At 42.7% G+C, this 19,533-nt stretch carries 20 protein-coding genes; 4 read left to right on the top strand and 16 right to left on the bottom strand.

Annotation, left to right across the window (positions count from 1 at the left end):
• Nucleotides 1-12: 12 nt before the first annotated feature.
• From ftsA to mraZ, 14 genes are read right to left on the bottom strand one after another with little or no spacing between them, the layout of a single operon-like run.
• Nucleotides 13-1,245, bottom strand: coding sequence for a cell division protein FtsA (gene ftsA, locus E5N72_RS05005; protein ID WP_036971185.1), 1,233 nt, complete (start codon nt 1,243-1,245; stop codon nt 13-15).
• Nucleotides 1,242-2,021 carry a cell division protein FtsQ/DivIB gene (locus tag E5N72_RS05000; RefSeq protein ID WP_135923498.1) on the bottom strand — a complete coding sequence of 260 codons (780 nt, stop codon included), beginning with the start codon at nt 2,019-2,021 and terminating at the stop codon, nt 1,242-1,244. The genes ftsA and E5N72_RS05000 overlap by 4 nt, the downstream gene beginning before the upstream one ends.
• 1 nt (nt 2,022) lies before the next feature.
• Nucleotides 2,023-2,943, bottom strand: a complete 921-nt coding sequence (locus E5N72_RS04995; RefSeq protein WP_135923497.1) for a D-alanine--D-alanine ligase — start codon at nt 2,941-2,943, stop codon at nt 2,023-2,025.
• Nucleotides 2,940-4,391, bottom strand: a complete 1,452-nt coding sequence (gene murC / locus E5N72_RS04990) for a UDP-N-acetylmuramate--L-alanine ligase (RefSeq protein WP_135923496.1) — start codon at nt 4,389-4,391, stop codon at nt 2,940-2,942. The genes E5N72_RS04995 and murC overlap by 4 nt, the downstream gene beginning before the upstream one ends.
• Before the next feature lie 2 nt (nt 4,392-4,393).
• Complete coding sequence (gene murG / locus E5N72_RS04985; RefSeq protein WP_135923495.1) at nt 4,394-5,467, bottom strand: undecaprenyldiphospho-muramoylpentapeptide beta-N-acetylglucosaminyltransferase; 1,074 nt, start codon at nt 5,465-5,467, stop codon at nt 4,394-4,396.
• Nucleotides 5,464-6,639, bottom strand: coding sequence for a cell division protein FtsW (gene ftsW, locus E5N72_RS04980; protein WP_135923494.1), 1,176 nt, complete (start codon nt 6,637-6,639; stop codon nt 5,464-5,466). The genes murG and ftsW overlap by 4 nt, the downstream gene beginning before the upstream one ends.
• Nucleotides 6,636-7,961, bottom strand: coding sequence for a UDP-N-acetylmuramoyl-L-alanine--D-glutamate ligase (gene murD, locus E5N72_RS04975; RefSeq protein ID WP_135923493.1), 1,326 nt, complete (start codon nt 7,959-7,961; stop codon nt 6,636-6,638). Before murD ends, ftsW begins: the two co-directional genes overlap by 4 nt.
• Nucleotides 7,962-9,044, bottom strand: a complete 1,083-nt coding sequence (gene mraY, locus E5N72_RS04970; RefSeq protein ID WP_135923492.1) for a phospho-N-acetylmuramoyl-pentapeptide-transferase — start codon at nt 9,042-9,044, stop codon at nt 7,962-7,964.
• Nucleotides 9,038-10,426 carry a UDP-N-acetylmuramoyl-tripeptide--D-alanyl-D-alanine ligase gene (murF, locus tag E5N72_RS04965; protein WP_135923491.1) on the bottom strand — a complete coding sequence of 463 codons (1,389 nt, stop codon included), beginning with the start codon at nt 10,424-10,426 and terminating at the stop codon, nt 9,038-9,040. The genes mraY and murF overlap by 7 nt, the downstream gene beginning before the upstream one ends.
• Complete coding sequence (gene murE, locus E5N72_RS04960) at nt 10,423-11,901, bottom strand: UDP-N-acetylmuramoyl-L-alanyl-D-glutamate--2,6-diaminopimelate ligase (protein ID WP_135923490.1); 1,479 nt, start codon at nt 11,899-11,901, stop codon at nt 10,423-10,425. Before murE ends, murF begins: the two co-directional genes overlap by 4 nt.
• On the bottom strand, nt 11,894-13,711 hold the full coding sequence (locus tag E5N72_RS04955; protein WP_135923489.1) for a penicillin-binding transpeptidase domain-containing protein: 1,818 nt from the start codon (nt 13,709-13,711) through the stop codon (nt 11,894-11,896). The genes murE and E5N72_RS04955 overlap by 8 nt, the downstream gene beginning before the upstream one ends.
• Nucleotides 13,708-14,034, bottom strand: coding sequence for a cell division protein FtsL (ftsL, locus tag E5N72_RS04950; RefSeq protein WP_135923488.1), 327 nt, complete (start codon nt 14,032-14,034; stop codon nt 13,708-13,710). The genes E5N72_RS04955 and ftsL overlap by 4 nt, the downstream gene beginning before the upstream one ends.
• Nucleotides 14,034-14,969: a 16S rRNA (cytosine(1402)-N(4))-methyltransferase RsmH gene (rsmH, locus tag E5N72_RS04945; protein ID WP_135923487.1), complete on the bottom strand. Its 936-nt coding sequence runs from the start codon at nt 14,967-14,969 to the stop codon at nt 14,034-14,036. Before rsmH ends, ftsL begins: the two co-directional genes overlap by 1 nt.
• A 30-nt stretch (nt 14,970-14,999) precedes the next feature.
• The gene (gene mraZ, locus E5N72_RS04940; RefSeq protein ID WP_135923486.1) at nt 15,000-15,458 is read right to left on the bottom strand and encodes a division/cell wall cluster transcriptional repressor MraZ; all 459 of its coding nucleotides are present in this window, start codon (nt 15,456-15,458) and stop codon (nt 15,000-15,002) included.
• Between the two features lie 466 nt (nt 15,459-15,924).
• Here mraZ and E5N72_RS04935 point away from each other — a divergent pair, with 466 nt between their 5' ends.
• From E5N72_RS04935 to E5N72_RS04920, 4 genes are all read left to right on the top strand, one after another.
• Nucleotides 15,925-16,263, top strand: a complete 339-nt coding sequence (locus tag E5N72_RS04935) for a DUF883 C-terminal domain-containing protein (protein WP_135923485.1) — start codon at nt 15,925-15,927, stop codon at nt 16,261-16,263.
• Nucleotide 16,264: 1 nt separating this feature from the next.
• The gene (locus E5N72_RS04930; RefSeq protein ID WP_135923484.1) at nt 16,265-16,711 is read left to right on the top strand and encodes a hypothetical protein; all 447 of its coding nucleotides are present in this window, start codon (nt 16,265-16,267) and stop codon (nt 16,709-16,711) included.
• On the top strand, nt 16,711-16,968 hold the full coding sequence (locus tag E5N72_RS04925) for a hypothetical protein (RefSeq protein WP_135923483.1): 258 nt from the start codon (nt 16,711-16,713) through the stop codon (nt 16,966-16,968). Before E5N72_RS04930 ends, E5N72_RS04925 begins: the two co-directional genes overlap by 1 nt.
• Nucleotides 16,969-17,057: 89 nt before the next feature.
• Entirely contained in the window at nt 17,058-17,633 is a 576-nt protein-coding gene (locus E5N72_RS04920) for an AAA family ATPase (RefSeq protein WP_135923482.1), read from the top strand.
• A 41-nt stretch (nt 17,634-17,674) separates the two neighbouring features.
• On the opposite strand, the gene E5N72_RS04915 is transcribed toward E5N72_RS04920, so the two are convergent.
• Together E5N72_RS04915 and E5N72_RS04910 are read right to left on the bottom strand one after the other, a co-directional pair.
• Entirely contained in the window at nt 17,675-18,646 is a 972-nt protein-coding gene (locus E5N72_RS04915; RefSeq protein ID WP_135923481.1) for a glutathione S-transferase family protein, read from the bottom strand.
• A 9-nt stretch (nt 18,647-18,655) separates the two neighbouring features.
• Nucleotides 18,656-19,498 (bottom strand): pirin family protein, encoded by an 843-nt coding sequence (locus E5N72_RS04910; protein WP_135923480.1) that lies wholly within the window; start codon nt 19,496-19,498, stop codon nt 18,656-18,658.
• Between the last annotated feature and the right edge of the window lie 35 nt (nt 19,499-19,533).

The raw sequence follows: 19,533 nt of genomic DNA, 5'->3' as shown, positions 1-19,533 counted from the left end.
CCGACTTGAGTCTTAAAACTCACCTTGGAACCATTTAGTAATACGGTTCCACCAATTATTATCACCTTCCGCTTTCGACTTTTGTGCATTCATCGATTGCATTGTACGGCCGTATTGTAACAAACCAACCGCGGTCGCGTACGAAGGATCATCTACATAATCTGTCAAACCAACAATCCCGATTGGTTTGCCAATTCTGACCGGCATTTGGAAAATGTCTTCTGCCACTTCCATTGCGCCAGTCATTTTTGCTGTTCCACCTGTAATGACGAGACCTGCAGCAATCTGGTCTTCTAAACCTGAGCGGCGTATTTCTTCCATCGCCAACTCAAATAATTCTCTAAAACGAGGTTCAACAACCTCAGATAAAGTATGACGCGACATGATTCGCGCTGGACGTCCACCTACACTTGGTACTTCAATAGTGTCTTCATTGCTTGCCATTTGGCTGCTTGCACATGCGTATTGTACTTTGAGTGACTCTGCATGTGATATAGGTGTTCTAAATATTTTTGCAATATCACCAGTCACTTGGTTACCAGCAACCGGAATAACAGCCGAATGACGCAGCGCACCATTGATATAAATAGTGATGTCCATTGTACCACCACCAATATCTAATACAGCGACACCTAACTCTTTTTCATCATCCGTTAGTACTGAGTAACATGATGCCAGAGCCGTAAAGATCAACTGATCGACTTCAAGGCCACAACGTTCAACACACTTTTCAATATTCTTTGCCATATCGTTCGAGCAAGTAATAATGTGTGCACGGGCTTCCATACGTACACCGCTCATACCTAATGGGTTTTTAATCCCCTCTTGCATGTCGATGCTGTATTCTTGTGGCAGAGCATGTAACATTTTGCGTTCAGCCGAAATAGGCACTGAACGCGCGATATGAATTACATTCTCGATGTCTTCATCAGTCACTTCAGTGTTATTGATTGCAACCACACCGCTTTCATTCTGACATTGAATATGTTTACCAGATATACCTAAGTAAACAGAGCTGATACGGCAATCAGCCATCAACTCCGCTTCGTCAATAGCACGACGAATCGATTCAGAAACAAGGTTAAGGTCGTTAACGCCGCCTTTATCCATACCATGCGATACTTGGCTGCCAACACCCACAATACTGAGTTTATTATCTGCGGTGATCTCACCAACGGTGGCTACTACTTTTGATGTGCCAACGTCTAATCCAATCACTAGGTTTCTTTCTGCTGACTTAGTCATGCCTTACTCTTATTTTCTAATTGCTCTTCTTGAAGTGGCTTCCAGCTCACTGCAAGACCGGTATCGTACCGTAAATCAACAACATCAATTTGTGCATCTGCACGTTGTTCCATGCGCGGATACACATCAATAAAACGCTGTACACGCTTTGCTTTTTCTTTACGACCTAAATTCAGGCGAATGCCGTTATCAAGCCATAACTGCCATGAAAAGCGCTCTGAAAGCGCTAAACTTGTCAGCTCTAAATTATTGACCTTAAGCATTTCTTGAAATTGACGAAATGCTGTCCAGGCTTCAATTTCACTTCCCTCTGGGCCATAAAGCTGAGGAAGTGTATCAGGTAGCTTATCGCTAGTTGCTTCAAATACCTCGCCTGATTGATTTAAAAGCGCTCCACTGTTCCAGTGCGCAACTGCTTGATGCTCTACTACGTATACTTGCAGAGTATCTGGCCATTGCTTTCTTACTGAAGCTGTCGCAACCCAAGGTAAACTTTGTACCAAGCGTTGCACATGTTTCACGTCTAATTCAAAAAAACTCGATAAATCCGCTTTTTTTATTGCGCCAATAATCGCTTTTTCATCTGTATATTTGGGTTGTCCTAATACCGATAAATGCTTTATTTGCGCATCTTTATTTTCAACTAACCAGTCAGACACACCTGTCGTGATTTTTACTAGACCAAAAACCACGACTAAAAAAAAGCTCACACCAAATATCAACGACCAATTAAGTTGTTGTTTTAACTGCTTTGCTTTTTCTAAAACCGGATGCATATTAAAGCGTTTGCTCCAAAATGCGAACCACTAATTGTTCAAAGCTAGCACCGTTTGCTTTTGCCGCCATAGGTACTAACGACTTTTCTGTCATTCCTGGCACAGTATTAACCTCTAATAAATAGAAGTTACCTTGCTGATCACGCATTGCATCAACACGACCCCAACCACTTGCACCGACTAAATCAAATGCTTTTAATGCCATATCTTGCAATAACTCAGTCTCTTGTACTGATAAATCAGCTGGGCAATGATACTGAGTTGTGTTTGATTGATACTTAGCTTGGTAGTCATAAAAACCATTTGGCGTGGTCATCTCAATAACAGGCTGAACATCTTGACCAAGTACCGCTACAGTAAATTCACGCCCAGTGATCCACTGCTCTACCAACACTTGACTATCAAACTTAAATGCAGCGTTTAAAGCGGCATCTAGTTGTTCTGCGCTGCTTGCTTCTGCCATACCAATGCTTGAGCCTTCATGTGACGGTTTTACCATCACTTTGCCAAATTCATTAATAATTGCTTGGCTATCAAATCCATTACGGCTATCAACAACAGTATATGGTGCAGTGCTCAGGCCCATTGCTTTAAACAAGTGCTTACAGCGAACTTTGTCCATCGCAAGCGCAGAGCCAAGAACGTCACTACCGGTATACGGAATACCCATAAATTCAAGTGCGCCCTGAATGGTGCCATCTTCACCACCACGACCATGAAGCGCAATAAACACGCGCTCTATATTTAAATCCTTTAATTGCCATAATGAGTTATCTTTTGGATCAAAAGCAATGGCGTCAACGCCAACGCTTTGCAAAGCGTTCAATACGGCTTGGCCTGATTTTAGCGAGACATCTCGTTCGGCAGATGTGCCACCAAAAAGTACCGCTACTTTGCCAAATTTGTCGCTTAACTGGCTCATATATTTACCTGCTTTAGTTGTTCAACTGACAAGTTGGTTGCTGCTAACTTTTTCACTAACTGGCCTATGTTACCAGCGCCTTGTGTTAAAACTAAATCATTATCTTGCAGGGTATCTGCAAGAACACCCGCAAGCTCAGAGCTGCTAGCGATGTGTAATGGTTCTTTACCTCGTTGGCGTAAACTACGGCATAAACTCTTACTATCAGCTCCCACAATAGGCTCTTCACCTGCTGAATACACATCTAACAGTAATAACTGATCAACGTCAGCCAGTACTTTGACAAACTCCTCGTATAAATCACGAGTACGGCTATAACGGTGAGGCTGATAAACCATCACTAAACGTTTATCTGGCCAGCCCTCACGAACCGCTGCAATCGTTGCTGCTACTTCTGATGGATGGTGTCCATAGTCATCAACTAGCATCACGCTGCCACGCTCATTTTCAAAGGTACCGTAATGCTGAAAACGACGGCCTACCCCTTCAAACTTTGTTAACGCTTCTAAAATCGCGTGGTTAGCAATGTTTTGATCTTTTGCCACTGCAATCGCCGCTGTCGCGTTAAGTGCATTGTGCTTACCAGGCATATTAAGCGTTACAGCTAAGCTTTCGCCTTGTTTATTTACTACGTTAAATGAACAAGTATTCGCAGTTTGACTAAAATCAAGCATGCGATAATCAGCTTCAGCCGATTCACCATAGGTAATAACAGGACGCCCAAAGCGAGGGATCAGCTCTGCAGCAACCTCAGAGTCAATACACACCACAGCTAAACCATAAAACGGTAAGTTATGAATGAAATCAACATACGTGTCTTTCATTTTTTCTAAGCTGCCGCCGTAAGTATCCATGTGATCTTCTTCAATGTTTGTGATCACCGAAACCATAGGCTGTAAGTGTAAGAATGACGCATCACTCTCATCGGCTTCAGCAATTAAGAAGTCGCTTTTACCGACCTTGGCATTACTACCAGCACTGTTTAACAAGCCACCAATAATAAAGGTTGGATCAAGACCGGCTTGTGCATAAATGCTGGCAATTAAACTGGTTGTTGTGGTTTTACCATGGGTGCCGGCCACTGCGATACCGTGGCGAAAACGCATTAATTCAGCAAGCATTTCTGCGCGGCGAACAATAGGAATTCGCGCCGCTTTAGCTGCTTTAATCTCAGGGTTTTGCTCATTAATAGCACTTGATACCACCACAACACTGGCATCTTTTACGTTGTTTTCGTCATGACCAATAAATACTTCTGCACCCACTTGAATTAAGCGTTCAGTCATCGCACTGTGCGCAATGTCAGAACCTGTGATGCGGTAGCCTTCAAAAGCAAGTACTTCGGCAATTCCACCCATGCCTGCACCACCAATACCAACAAAGTGGATGGTGTCGATACGACGCATCGCAGGACGAGTGTTGTTTTCTTTCTTCGTGCTTTCTTTCACTACTAATCTCTTCTATCTGCTAGTTGCTCACAGCGTTTGGCAACATTGGCTGTGGCATCTAAAATAGCAAGCTGTTTTGCTTTACTTGCCATTGTTGAAATTTTCTCTGGTGCGTTTACATACGGTGTTAATAATTCAACGACCGCTGTTTTATTAAACTCACTTTGCTGCATAATCAGCGCGGCTTGCTCAGTCACTAAATACTTTGCATTGGCCGTTTGGTGGTCATCCACTGCATGTGGAAAAGGCACAAATAACGCCATTCGACCCGCTGCGGCAATCTCACTAACCGTTAGCGCACCAGCGCGGCAAATTACCAAATCGGCCCACTGATATGCACTATCCATATCATCAATGAATTCAGCAACTTTGCTATTTTCAGCTAGTCCTAACTGTTGATAGCTGGCAGTCACATTCGGTTCATTATTTTTACCCGTTTGGTGCCATATATTAAGCGTTGTTAGCGCTGAAAGTTCACTGAATACAGCAGGTAAAGTCTCATTGAGTACCTGCGCGCCCAATGAACCACCCACCACAAGCACATTAATCGGCGTAGTTGTCTGCTTAGGTGTAACATTTGCAACACTTGCTCTGACCGGATTACCTACCACTTCACAGTGTTCTTTTGCAAAAGCAGATGGAAAAGCGGCAAGCACTTTATTGGCAAACTTTGCTAACCAGCGGTTACTCATGCCTGCAACTGCATTCTGCTCATGAATAACCAAAGGAATGCCTAAGCTTTTAGCTGCAATTCCAGTAGGTCCGGTCACATAACCACCCATAGCAAGCACCACATCAGGCTTTTGTGCTTTTAAAATTTTACGCGCTTGAAAAATAGCATTCATCACCATAAACGGGGCTTTAATCAAGCGTTTAATACCGTTACCACGAACCCCTTTGACATTGATAAAGTCAATATCAATGTGGTGCTTAGGTACCACTGTCGCTTCCATTCTGTCAGGCGTGCCAATCCAGCTGACCTGCCAGCCTTGCTGCTTTAAAAAATCAGCGACGGCAATACCCGGAAAAATATGTCCGCCAGTACCGCCTGCAACAACAAGTAACTTTTTACTCATCGTTTACCTCCACGTGAGGTTGCCTGCTTAGTCGCCATTTTTGTTTCAAAATCGATCCGCAAAAGTACACCTGTTGCTATGGTCATAATTAATAAACTAGAACCACCGTAAGAAATAAACGGTAATGTTAAGCCTTTTGTAGGTAATATTCCGGCACTTGCGCCAACATTGACCATGGTTTGAAACGCAAACCAGATACCTATTGCAAAGGCAAAATAGCCTTCGTATTCTTTGCCACACTTCAAGGCTTTTTGACCAATTAACAAGGCTCTAAATACGAATACACCTAGTACTATCAAAATGCTCAGTACACCAAAAAAGCCAAGCTCTTCACCAATTACGGCAAAGATAAAGTCATTATGCGCCTCTGGTAGATATTGCAGTTTTTGTACGCTATTCCCCAAGCCTTGGCCAAACCAACCGCCTTGACTGTAGGCCATTAGTGATTGTACTAACTGATACCCTTTACCAAACGGATCTTCCCATGGCTCTAAAAAGCCAGTTACACGGGCCATACGGTATGGTTCAGCGATAATTAGCACCACAATGGCTGCAATGCCCGTTAAGATCAGTCCAAAAAACTGCCATAACTTAGCACCCGCTAAAAATAATAAACCTACAGTGGTAACAAAAAGTACAACAACAGTACCTAAATCTGGTTGCATTAAAATAAGCAATGCATAAACACCAAAGACAACGAGTGGCTTAAAAAAGCCTTTTAGGTTTTCTTGTACTTCTTCGCGCTTACGAACTAAATAGCCGGCAATATAACTAAAAAAGAATAACTTAGCGGCTTCTGCCACCTGAAAACCTACAGGGCCTATGGGGATCCAACGTTTTGCACCATTCACTTCGCGGCCAACTATAAGTACCAACACCAGTAAACCTAAACCCAATAACAATAAATAGGCATTACTGCGTTTCCACCAGTCCATAGGCACACTTGTGGCAATCCAAAATAGAAAAAAGCCCATGATTAAAAACATGCTATGGCGAATAATAATGTGATACGGATTATCAAATAATCGCTCTGCGGTTGGCATTGAGGCACTTGTAACCATCACAAAACCAACACCTATCAACATCAACATACAATACAACAACGGCACATCATAAAGCTGTGGCGATTGCTTAGGGGTTAATGCTTCACGAATGTCGGCAAATGCGATCATATTGCCTCCGCCAATACGCACTGCGCAAAGTCATCACCACGTTGCATATAGTTGTTATACATATCAATGCTGGCGCACGCAGGAGCAAGCAATACGATGTCACCGCTACTACTTAACTGCTTTGCCAATTGCACAGCTTCATGCATATTCGTGGTTAAATGACCTTTTTCAGTTAATGACACCAGTGCTTTAGCATCTTTACCAAAACAAATAAGAGCTTTCACTTTGTCATTCAAATAGGGTTTCAAGGCATCTAAATCAGCCCCTTTTGCATCACCGCCAGCAATCACAACTAATTGCTTTGCTTGATCAGCTAAGCTTTCAATAGCAGCGATGGTTGCGCCAACGTTGGTCGCTTTTGAATCATTAAAGTATTTCACTTCATTAATTTCAGCGACAAACTGACAACGGTGTGCAAGCCCAGTAAACGTACTAAACGCTTGCTGATAATGCTCTGTAGAAATGCTAAACGGGCTTAGTAGCGCCATAACTGCTAGTGCATTTTGTTGATTGTGTGAGCCAACAACTTTCAAACAGCTTGCAGGTAACACAGGTTTACCTTGTGCTGCAAAGTACGTCTCACCTTGATGCTCTACTAAGGCAAAGTCTGCATTTGCAAGTGCAAAGCTTACTTGTGGTTGCTTTGCTGTATGGGTTGCCACATCAATGGCATTCACAACAGCAAGCTCTGAGCCGTTATAAATACTTTGCTTTGAGTCAATGTATGCTTGGTAACTTGGGTAGCGATCAAGGTGATCTTCGCTAACATTCAATACACAGGCACTTTTCGCTTTTAAGCTGTGCGTGGTATCAAGCTGAAAACTCGATAGCTCAAGTACATAAACGTCGTAATCTTGCGACAATAAGTCAAGTACTGCTGTGCCAATATTACCGCCAAGCCCTACTTTATAACCAGCGGCTTTCAGTACTTCAAACGCCAAGGTAACTACTGTCGACTTACCATTCGAGCCTGTTACTGCAACAATTGGTTTATCGGTTAAACGGGCAAAAAGCTCAACGTCACCAATCACTTCAACGCCCGCAGCAATGGCCTTTGCAACAGCCGGTGTAGCAAGGCTTAGACCTGGGCTGATGATAATAATGTCATTGCTGGCTAAGTCTGCCTGTTCTAAATCACCAAAGAACGTAGTTAACTCGCTGGCATGCTCGTTTAGCCAATCCGCACCCGGAGGCGCCATGCGGCTATCAACAACAATTGGCTTAATATTCTGAGACAATAAAAAACGCACAATGCCCAGACCGGTTACAGCGAGTCCGAGCACTGAGATTTGTTTGTTTTTTATCTCGTTAATAACTGTCATTTACCTGATCTTTAATGTCGCAAGGCCAGCCAGAACTAGCACGATTGAAATAATCCAAAAGCGCACAATTACGCGCGGCTCAGGCCAACCCTTTAATTCATAATGATGGTGAATAGGCGCCATTCTAAAAATACGTTGACCACGTAATTTATAAGAGCCTACTTGTAAAATCACCGATAATGCTTCCATTACAAACACACCACCCATGATGATAAGTACCAGTTCTTGACGCACAAGCACCGCAATAATACCCAGTGCACCACCGAGTGCTAATGAGCCTACATCACCCATAAATACCTGTGCTGGGTAAGTGTTAAACCACAAGAAACCTAGTCCTGCGCCAACTATGGCAGTACATACAACCACAAGTTCGCTTGCTAATGGCAAATGCGGAATATGTAAGTAGCTTGAGAAGTTAACGTTACCGGTTAAGTAAGCAATAATAGCAAGCGCCGCAGCAACCAAAATGGTTGGTACAATTGCTAAGCCATCAAGGCCATCCGTTAGGTTTACCGCATTCGAAGTACCTACAATTACAAAATAGGTCATCACGATATAAAACAGCCCAAGCTGTGGTAACACATCTTTAAAAAACGGCACAACTAACGAGGTTTCACTGCCTTGTTGCGAAGTAAAATAAAGTGCACTGGCAACCACTAATGCAATCACTGATTGCCAAAAGTATTTCCACTTCGCAATTAGGCCTTTAGGGTCTTTGCGGATCACTTTACGGTAGTCATCAATAAAGCCAACTACACCTAATGACCCCACCACAAATAAGGTTGCCCATACATATTTGTTTGAAAGGTCAGCCCACAGTAATGTACTGGTAAAAATCGCCCCTAAAATCAAAATACCACCCATGGTAGGCGTGCCTTTTTTAGATAGGTGAGATTCGGGGCCGTCGTGACGTACCACCTGACCAATTTGCATTTTTTGTAGGCCACGAATAAGCTTAGGACCAAAATAAAGAGAGATAAGCAGCGCAGTTAAAATACCTAAAATCGCACGCAGCGTAAGGTAAGAAAAAACATTAAAGCCACTATAATATTGTGTTAAATACTCTGCCAGCCAAACTAACATGACGATACTCCATTGTTGCCATCTTGCTGGCTATTAACTAAATCTGCTACCACTAGCTCCATACGAGAACTGCGCGATCCTTTTACTACAAGGGTGGTCTTTTGCTGAGATTCAGTAAGCACACTTTGTAATTGTTGTAATAGTTGTTCACGGTTCGAGAAGTGACGATTGGGTTTTTCAAATACATCACTGGCCGACTTGCTTAATACACCTAGGCTGTATAGCTCATCAATGCCTTTTTGTTTTGCATATTCGCCTACTTGCTGATGATAAAAGCGGGCTTCTTCGCCAAGTTCGCCCATATCACCTAACGCAAAAATTCGACGTCCCGGCATGTCGCTTAATAAATCAATCGCCGCTTTTACTGACTGCACATTGGCATTATAAGTATCATCAATTACGGTTAGAGTGTCTGATACTTTAAGTACATTGACACGACCTTTGACTTCTCCCATGCCAGCCAATGCCTTAGCAACACTTTCTAGGCTTACACCCAGCTCAGTGGTTAATGCTGTCGCTATTAATGCATTAGCAATATTATGCTTGCCCGGTAATGCGAGAGTAACAGGAACTTTTTGCTGTTTACTGCAAAGCACAAAAGACGCACGCGCTTGCTCATCAAGCACCACATCTTCTGCCCAATAATCTAGTTTTTGCTGAGTAGAAAAACGTTTTACATTGCGATCAGTTAGTTTTTCGAGCCAGTAATCTGCAAAATCACTGTCGCTGTTAACGATTGCAACACCGTCAGGTTTTAGGCCATCGTAGATTTCGCCTTTTGCGGTAGCCACACCTTGTAATGATCCAAATCCCTCTAAATGAGATTCAGCCACATTACAAACCACAGCAACATCAGGTTTAGTCATCGCGACTGTGTAAGCTATTTCACCAATGTGATTGGCGCCTAATTCAATTACCGCATATTGATGCTGTGGCTCAAGGCGTAACAAGGTCAGAGGTACACCAATGTCATTATTAAAGTTGCCTTTGGTTGCCAGTACTTCACCATGACCTGATAAAATCGCCGCGCACATTTCTTTTACAGTGGTTTTACCCACACTACCTGTAATAGCGATTGTTTTTGGTGCAACCTGTGTCATCACAGCTGCGCCAATTTGGCCTAGCGCTATACGTGTGTCACTCACCACAAACTGCACAATATCAACATTAACAGGACGCGCTACAATAGCTGCAATCGCCCCTTTCTCTTTTGCTTGCGCAACAAATTTATGACCATCAAAGTTAGGCCCTTGTAGCGCTAAAAACACTTCACCCTCGCACAGAGTACGGGTGTCGGTGTTAATATTTTTTACCGTTTGATTACCATCTTGGTAATCAGTTGCTAGAACTTTTGCTAGCCAATCAAAATCCATAGGGATCATAACTGCGCCCCTTGCGATTTTTCTTTTAATTGTTGTTGTACATATTGGCGATCGCAGAAGTCGATTCGTGTATCGCCAATAATTTGATAATCTTCATGGCCTTTACCGGCAATTAAAACCACATCATCAGCACCGGCCTGCTCTATTGCATAACTAATTGCTTTAGCGCGATCAGCTACACAATGGGCTTTTTCAGCATGCTCAAGACCTGCCACCACATCAGCAATAATGGCATTAGGGTCTTCACTGCGCGGATTATCGCTAGTAATAATAATACGGTCTGCGTTGCCTTCAGCGGCTTTTGCCATCATTGGGCGCTTGCCTTTATCACGGTCACCACCACAGCCAAACACACAGCTTACGCCTCCAGGTACATGCTTTTGTAAAGCCTGTAATGCTAATGCCAACGCATCGGGTGTATGCGCGTAATCAACAATACAGGTTGGCTGCCCTGGTACGCTAAACGCTTGCATACGACCAGCCACTGGTTGCAGTGTTTTGCAGGCAGCAACTAACTGTGCCAGCGGATACCCCATACCAAGTAGAGTGGCCATCGCCGCAGCCAGATTATACAAGTTAAACTCACCAAATAATGCAGACTGCACCTGTGCTTGACCCCAGCTTGTTTCGAATGTTGCCGAAATCCCGGTGTTGCTATAAACAACATCGCTAAAGTAAACATAGCGCGCACCTTCTGGTGCTAAGTTTTTATGGCCGTAGCAAATTAAGTTGTTAAAGTCGTATTTTTCTAACCACTGCTCAACTTGTGTATCATCTTGATTGAGAACCACAATCTCAGGATTGTGATCACGCATCAACATCAGCTTTGCATCACCATAAGCATCCATAGTGCCATGATAATCTAAATGGTCGCGAGATAAATTAGTAAAAACGGCTGCTTTAAACTGACAATGGTCAACACGCTGTTGCACAAGGCCATGTGATGAAACTTCCATTGCAACAACATCGGTGTGCTGTTCATGTAATTCAAACAAAATTCGCTGCAAATCAACACTTGATGGTGTGGTATTTACTAATGGAGTTAATTGCTCTGGATGCCCATAGCCAAGCGTCCCCACCACCGCTGCTGATTTATGACATTGCTGTGCTAAATGCGCGATCATCGCAGTTGTGGTTGATTTACCATTTGTTCCAGTAACGCCAACCAGATCTAATTGTTTTGATGGCTGATGATAAAACGCAGCAGCTAAAGCAGGTAGTTTTTTCGCTAGGTCTGTGACCAAGTAAAGCGATTCAAAATCACTTTCAAATTCGCATAACCTATCAGCAATAATTGCTACAGCGCCATTTTCTATGGCTTTATCTATAAATTGTCCGCCATCTAGTTGATGGCCTTTAACAGCTACAAAAACATCGCCTGTTTTTACGTCTCGGCTATCAAGACGTAGTTGATTAACCAGCAAACTAGTGGCCTCAACTTCAATTTGACTCAGAATTGGTTTTAAATCACGCATCGTTATCTTTGCCTTCTACGTACGCAACCGCATCTTTATCCGGTGCGACGTTTAAAATTCTTAAGGCATTGGAGACAATCTCTGCAAATGCAGGGCCTGCCGTCGCACCGCCATAATAAACATCTCCACCCGGCTCATTGATCAACACTACTACCGCTAAACGTGGATTGCTTGCCGGTGCAACACCAGCAAAGTAGCCGACATACTCATCACCATAACCACCTACAGCGGCTTTTTTAGAGGTACCTGTTTTGCCAGCTGCGCGATAACCATCGACGTGAACTTTTTGTGCCGTGCCGCCTTTTTCGAACACGCTTTCCATCATATGGACGACGGCTTCAACATCTTTTTGCTGAAAAATGCGCTCACCTTCAGGCACTGACTCTTGCTTAAGTACAGTAAGAGGACGCATCACGCCACCAGAACCTAACATGGCATAAAAACGTGCCATTTGTGCGGTGCTCACAGCTAAGTTATAGCCAAATGATAATGCTGCTATTTCATGATCTGACCAACGACGATTAGGGTAAAACAAGCCGCTACTTTCACCGACCATGCCTGTTCCACTATCACTACCAAATCCGACTTTTTGATAAAGCCCGACAAAATAGTCTTTTGGTAAGTCTTGGCTAACTTTAGTCACACCCATGTTACTTGAGTATTTTAAGATTTCTCTTAATGTCATTTCACCATGGTTACGCGTATCTTGGACAAGACTGCCACCAACACGCATCCAGCCAGGGTAAGTATCAACAATTGAATCCGGTTGAATTGAGCCATAGTCTAAACCAGCTAAAATGGCTAGCGGCTTAACAGTTGAGCCTGGCTCAAACAAATCAGTTATTGCTCGATTTCGACGCTTATGTGGAGCAGCATCATTAAGATTATTAGGATTAAACGACGGGCTATTTACCATAGCCAATACTTCGCCTGTTTTTACATCCACGACCATAGCTGAGCCCGAGGTCGCTTTATATGTCAGCACAGCCGATTTTATCGCCTTGTAGGCAATCGCTTGAATACGTTGATCGATACTTAAATGAATATTTTCTGGTTCAACACGTTCACGCTCATCAAGCACTTCGACCTCTCGGCCTTGAGCGTCTTTACGGATTGTTCTTTGTCCTTCAACACCGGTTAACGATTTTTCGTATAACTTTTCAATACCTTCGATACCATGACCATCGATATTTGTGAAACCAATCACATGTGCAGTCACTTCTCCAGCCGGATAGTAACGTTTAGACTCATCCAGCAGATGGATACCCGGTAAACGTAAATCACCAATATAGTTTGCAACTGCAGGCGTTACTTGACGTTTTAAATAAACAAAACGGCGTTTTGGATTATCACGAAGACGGGAGTTGATTTTACTTGGTTCAATGCGTAATACATCAGCAAGCTCACGCCAACGAATGTCATTGTTATAATAAGTAGCGATGCGCTTGTTTAGTTCAGCCGTATTTTCAGCAAGTGCATTTTGATCTTCACCATTCTTACGCGCTTGACGCAGCACCTTGCTCGTTAATGATTTGTGCAGTGCCTTGGGATCAGCATACACACTTACAACAGGCACACTCACCGCAAGCTCTTTGCCGTTACGGTCAAATATCATTCCGCGCTGTACATGTTGTTTTTCAACGCGAACGGTACGTTTATCGCTTTCAGAACGTGCTTTATCGGGCTCAATAACCTGCAAAAATGCGGCACGTGCAACCAGTGTCATAAAGACTAAAAGCAGCACAGAGCACACAAGCATAAAGCGCCATGTGATCAAGGTATTAGTTGGCTTTTTCCCTCTGCTTCTCATTGCAGTACTACCACCTGTTCGTCTTGGCTGGTCGGCCGTTTCATTTCTAATTGCATGGTCGCGATTTCTTCAATGCGCGCATGCTGCGAATAAAACTCTTCTTCTACAAGCAAGTAACGCCACTCGAGATCAAGCTCATCACGTTCTTGCAATAACTCATCTTGTGTTATCAACTGCTGACGCGCTAAATGCGTCACCTGCACAACACTTAAACTCGACGCGAGAATCACAACCAACAAGGCTAAGGTCAGCTTATTAGCAGCAAGACCTTTAAACACTTCAACAAATAAATTAGGTTGGCGATTCGTCGCTTTTGCTTTCATTACAACCTCTTAGCAACCCTTAACACAGAACTGCGTGAACGAGGATTTGCATCAATTTCCGCCTTACTTGGCTTAATGGCTTTACCCACTGCCTTTAACGTCAGGTTTTTATTTATTTGTGCATCAGTTAAAGGCAGACCTCTGGGTATCGCCTCTCCCTTACTCTGTTTTTTAATAAACTGCTTAACAATGCGATCTTCTAACGAGTGAAACGAAATAACCACTAATCGACCACCGGGCTTAAGCACTTCAACAGCAGCTTGTAGTGCCGTTTGAATTTCTTCTAACTCGCTGTTGATATAAATTCGGATCGCTTGGAATGTACGTGTTGCTGGGTGTTTATATTTATCTTTTACTGGTACAGCTTCATCAACTAAATCAGCAAGCTGCTTTGTACTAGTGATTGGAGTATGCTCTCGAGTCTCAATGATTTTATGAGCGATACGGCGGCCAAACTTTTCTTCACCATAGGTTTTAATGACATGAGTGATATCTTCAAGTTCAGCTTCAGCTAGCCATTGTGCTGCACTGCGGCCGCTGGTTGGGTCCATACGCATATCTAGCGGGCCATCTTTCATGAAGCTAAAGCCGCGCTCAGCATCATCTAGCTGCGGTGATGACACACCAATATCTAATAAAATTCCGTCTACTTTGCCAATTAAATCATTGTCTTCAGCGACTGTTTTAAGGTTGGAAAAACGGGTATGGGCAATCGAAAAACGTGCATCATCTGCAAACTTTTCAGCAGCTTTAATAGCTTGTGGATCTTGGTCAATTGCTTGTAAACGACCATGCTCATTTAAGCGCGCAAGAATTTGTCCTGAATGTCCGCCGCGACCAAACGTGCCATCCATATAAATGCCTTCGGGTTTAATATCCAAAGCGTCTATGGTTTCGTCCATCAGTACAGAGACATGTTCAAATTGCGCTGTCATTAGCTATTTTTTGCCTTTTTATTATTGTGGTTAGAGCGAGAAGTTATCGAATTCGGGATTTGCCTCAAACTCACCTAAGCGTTCAATTTCAGTATCTTGGCGCATTTGCTCATGCCAACGATCTTCATCCCAAATTTCAAACTTATTCATCAAGCCAACCAACATGATTTTTTTTCCAAGTTCCGCGTGAGCTCGTAAAGAAGGAGCAAGCAAAATCCGGCCATTTTTATCTAGTTGATACTCTGTAGCATTGCCAAGCAACATACGTTGCATTCGGCGTGCTCGTGGATTCATGTTAGAGATCTTTAATAATCGTTCTTCAATTTCTAGCCATTCGGCTAGTGGGTATAACCACAAACAAGGCTCATTCAGTGCGACTGTGCAAATAACCGTTCCCTGATCTTCAGACAAGATCGCGTCTCGGTACTTGGTTGGTACCGCAAAGCGTCCTTTATCATCCAAACTCAGCGAGCTTGCACCCCTAAACATAATTAGCCTTAAAATAGGTTATAAATTGTTAATGATTATTTCCGATCCAATTTGATCCACTAAAAACCACTTTTTACCACAGTGCTCCAGTTTAGGGCTTGACAAGGCTTTTTGTCAAGTAAGCTGATCATCATAATAGGCTTCTAAAGCCAGAAAAAATAAGGCTTCAAGCAAAGCCACTGAATTACGTGGGAAAAAGTGGAAAACAAATAAAAAAATTTTTTTTACTATTTTATTGGCGACGAATTGGGGAAAAATGATTAATGAATAACCAATGAATAGTTACAAATGAATCGTACATCTTTCCTAGCCTGTAATTTTTACTTAACTACTGTGCAATAGTTACTAGAAATTATGTTGATCTCATAGTCTAAAAATATAACACCCTGAAATTAAATGATTTAATAATTGGTATAAAGGTTGCGAGCTATTGAATACCAATAATGGCAATTTTTAAGGAATGATCATGGCTACAGCAACGTCGAAATCGAATTCAAGTACTGCAAACAGCAAAACAAATCCGAAACCAACTGAAGTAGAGGCGCCATTTACGGAAAAAGCAACTGAGGCAGCTCATCATGCAGTTGACGCGCTGTCAACTCGTGCTGCATCAGCTGAGCATTCAGTACGTGAAGGCGCATCAAATTCAGCACAAACTATTTCAGAGAAACAAGCTCAAGCTCGCGAGAAACTAGGTGAGTACAGTAGCAAAACACGTCAGCTTGCCTCTGAGAATCCGCTTGCAACAGCAGGTATTGCGTTTGCTGCAGGTATGTTAGTTAGCGCACTTATTCGCCGTAAATAACATGCCGCACTCTCAACATTCACAAGAGAAGTCGCAAGCAGCCACTGATCAGCCTTTGCATGCTGATCAGTGGCAAGATCACCTTGCCAAGTTGTCGCAATATGCTGAACAACTTTACGTAGACTACCGTACACAAGCTGGGTTATGTAAACAGGTAGCTGCAGCTGAGTGGCGATTATCGACACGCTCTTTGGCATTAACTATCATCATGCTGGTCTGCTTTGCAGGTGGTTTAGTTTTACTTTGGGCTGGTTTGTTAGCCACAATAGGTATTGCCATATTCAGTTTAAGTGGATCAGTCGCTCTTTGCGCTTTATCGCTGATCGTTTTGCAACTGCTTTGTTTGTTTTGGCTTTGGAAAAATATTGGCTATATCAGTAGTAAAATTGGTTTTGATCGAACGGTTAAAAGTGCCCGCCAATTATTCAACATTGATAAGGAAAAATAATGTTAATTAACTACTTTATTCGCGAACCACTGAAAAAAGTCACTGATCTTAGTCATAGTATGGACATGCAAAATGAACTTAAACGTCAGCATCACCAAGCATTCAACTATCGGTTAAAACGATTTGCTGTCACTAAAGTCGGCCTTGCTAGCGCCTTCACCGCAGGGATGGGTTATCAGGCTTTACAAAGTAATGACCAATCTAAAAGCAAATTAAAACAAGTTAGTCAGTTTAGTTGGCTTCTTAGATTATTATGATCTTTATCAGTAAAATCAGAGTTTTTACTTCTCATTAAGTCGCAATTTCACTACCTTAAAGTATCAGAAATTAATTTCGGAAATTATTAGTGAAAAAACGGATAGTATTAACTGGCGGCCCCGGAGGTGGTAAAACTACAGCCATCGATTTACTAAGACGCGAGTTTTCAAAACAAATTGTTGTCGTTCCTGAATCTGCCACCATGTTATTTGGCGGAGGAATTGAGCGTAGCACCGAACCTCACCTTATCAAGGCTCACCAACAGGCTATTTATAACCTACAAAAACACTTAGAGCATATTCAGCGAACCATGCATCCAGATCGTTTAATGCTTTGCGATCGTGGTAGCTTAGATGGACTAGCCTATTGGCCTGGTGAGCAAGATGAATTTTTTCAATGCTTAAATACCAACCTACAAACCGAACTTAACCAATATGATGCAGTGATCTTTTTTGAAACTGCAGCTAAATCTGGACAAAGTATTCATTCTAATAACCCAGTAAGAAATGAGTCTGACCAACAAGCCATATTACTTGATGACAAACTACAAGCTGTTTGGTCTCAACACCCTAATTTTAATTTAGTGAAAAGCTCAGAATCATTTATTCAGAAAGTAATGTTTGGCATCGACACCATCCGCAAGGTGATGGATAGTTATAACTAACAGCTTAATCAAATCATTAAACTGTTAGTTATCAATGTCTATTAACCACGGTTGTGTGGTCGAGCGTAGTCTATATCAGGCCCTTTTGGCACGACTTGAGTTGGATTGATCATAGTATGACTGAAATAGTAATGACGTTTAATATGGTAAAAATCAACCGTCTTACTTACCTCTTCAACTTGATACAACTCACGCAGATAGTTACTGATTGCCGGATAACTCTCGATAGTACGTAAGTTACACTTAAAATGACCAACATAAACGCTATCAAAGCGGATTAAAGTGGTAAATAAACGCCAATCAGCTTCTGTGAGTGTATCGCCTACTAAATAACGGTTTTCTGTTAAACGTTGTTCAATTTTATCAAGCGCTGCAAATAGATCATCAAAGGCTTCTGTATAAGCTTCTTGCGTTGTCGCAAAGCCTGCACGGTATACACCGTTGTTGATGTTGTGATAAACAAACTCATTAATTTCGTCAATTTCAGCATGTAATGCTGTAGGATAAAAGTCGCGCTCATTACCTGTGAGTGCATTAAACGCGCTATTGAACATTCTGATAATTTCAGCAGATTCATTGCTAACAATACGCTGCGTTTTTTTATCCCAAAGCACAGGCACCGTAACACGGCCTGAATAATCAGCTTTATTACGCGTATAAATTTGATGCATAAAGTCGCTATTGAAAAGAGCATCACCGGTGCTGTGATTATCTTTATCAAACGTCCAACCATGCTCTAGCATGTCAGGGCTTACAACCGACACGCTGATATAATCTTCTAACCCCTTTAAGTGGCGAAATATCAAGGTGCGATGAGCCCAAGGACAGGCTAAAGATACATAAAGGTGGTAGCGATCTTTTTCAGCTTTAAAGCCTGCATCACCACTTGGACCAGCGCTACCATCAGCGGTAACCCAGTTTCGTAACTGGGCCGCCTCACGTTTAAATTCACCTTGGTTGTTATCGGTGTCGTACCATTTATCTTGCCATTGACCGTTTACAAGTAATCCCACAATAACCTCCTATAGTGTGCCAAATTTTCCTAACTGATAATCTCTAACCGCTTGCTGTAACTCAGCTTGGGTAGTCATCACAAACGGACCCATGTGCGCGATTGGCTGATTGAGTGGTTCTCCAGCAAGGATTAAAACTCCAGCCCCTGTTTGTGAGTTAAATTCAATGTCACTACCAGGCTCAAGAATGAGTAAGCTACCCGCTTTTACAGGACCACCTTGCTCTGTGTGTATTTCACCAGTATGAACATAAAGCATCACTTTGGTTTGCGCTAAAGGCGCATGGTTAAATACAGTTCCTGCAGGTAAGGTCACATCAGCCAGCATGCCATTAGCAGCAAGATCTTGAAGGCTTGATACCTGCTCTTCACCGGAAAACTGCCAGCTTCCAGCTAATGCTTTAAGCTCAACACCCTGTTCATTTCGTGTCGTCGGCGCAGGCGCTTCAGTGGTATCTTGGTAACGTGGTGCTCTGAGCTTCTCAGCACTGGGCATATTTAGCCAAATCTGAAAACCATGCATGCCTTCTTTCGCATCTGCTAATGGCATTTCACTATGGATCACACCAAAGCCAGTACTCATCCACTGCACGTCACCAGCACGAATCGCTTTTTTGTTGCCCATTTGATCTTGGTGCTCAAAGCCACCTTTAATAATATACGTAAAGGTTTCGATACCACGGTGAGGATGCGCAGGAAAACCGCCCATAAAATCACTGTGATCATCTGACTTAAGCTCGTCGATCATTAAAAAAGGGTCTAAATACTTACCGTCAAAGCCGGGAATGCGGCTGATGTTTACACCATCACCATCTTGTGTAGCATGGCTATTTAATTGTTGAATCACTTTCATAACTTTACTCCCGTAAATTGTATGAAATGATTGTA

Origin of the sequence: Pseudoalteromonas sp. MEBiC 03607 (genome assembly GCF_004792295.1) — a bacterium.
GTDB lineage: Bacteria > Pseudomonadota > Gammaproteobacteria > Enterobacterales > Alteromonadaceae > Pseudoalteromonas > Pseudoalteromonas lipolytica_C.
The sequence above is the reverse complement of the archived record's forward strand: the minus strand, read 5'-3'. Positions and strand labels throughout refer to the sequence as shown.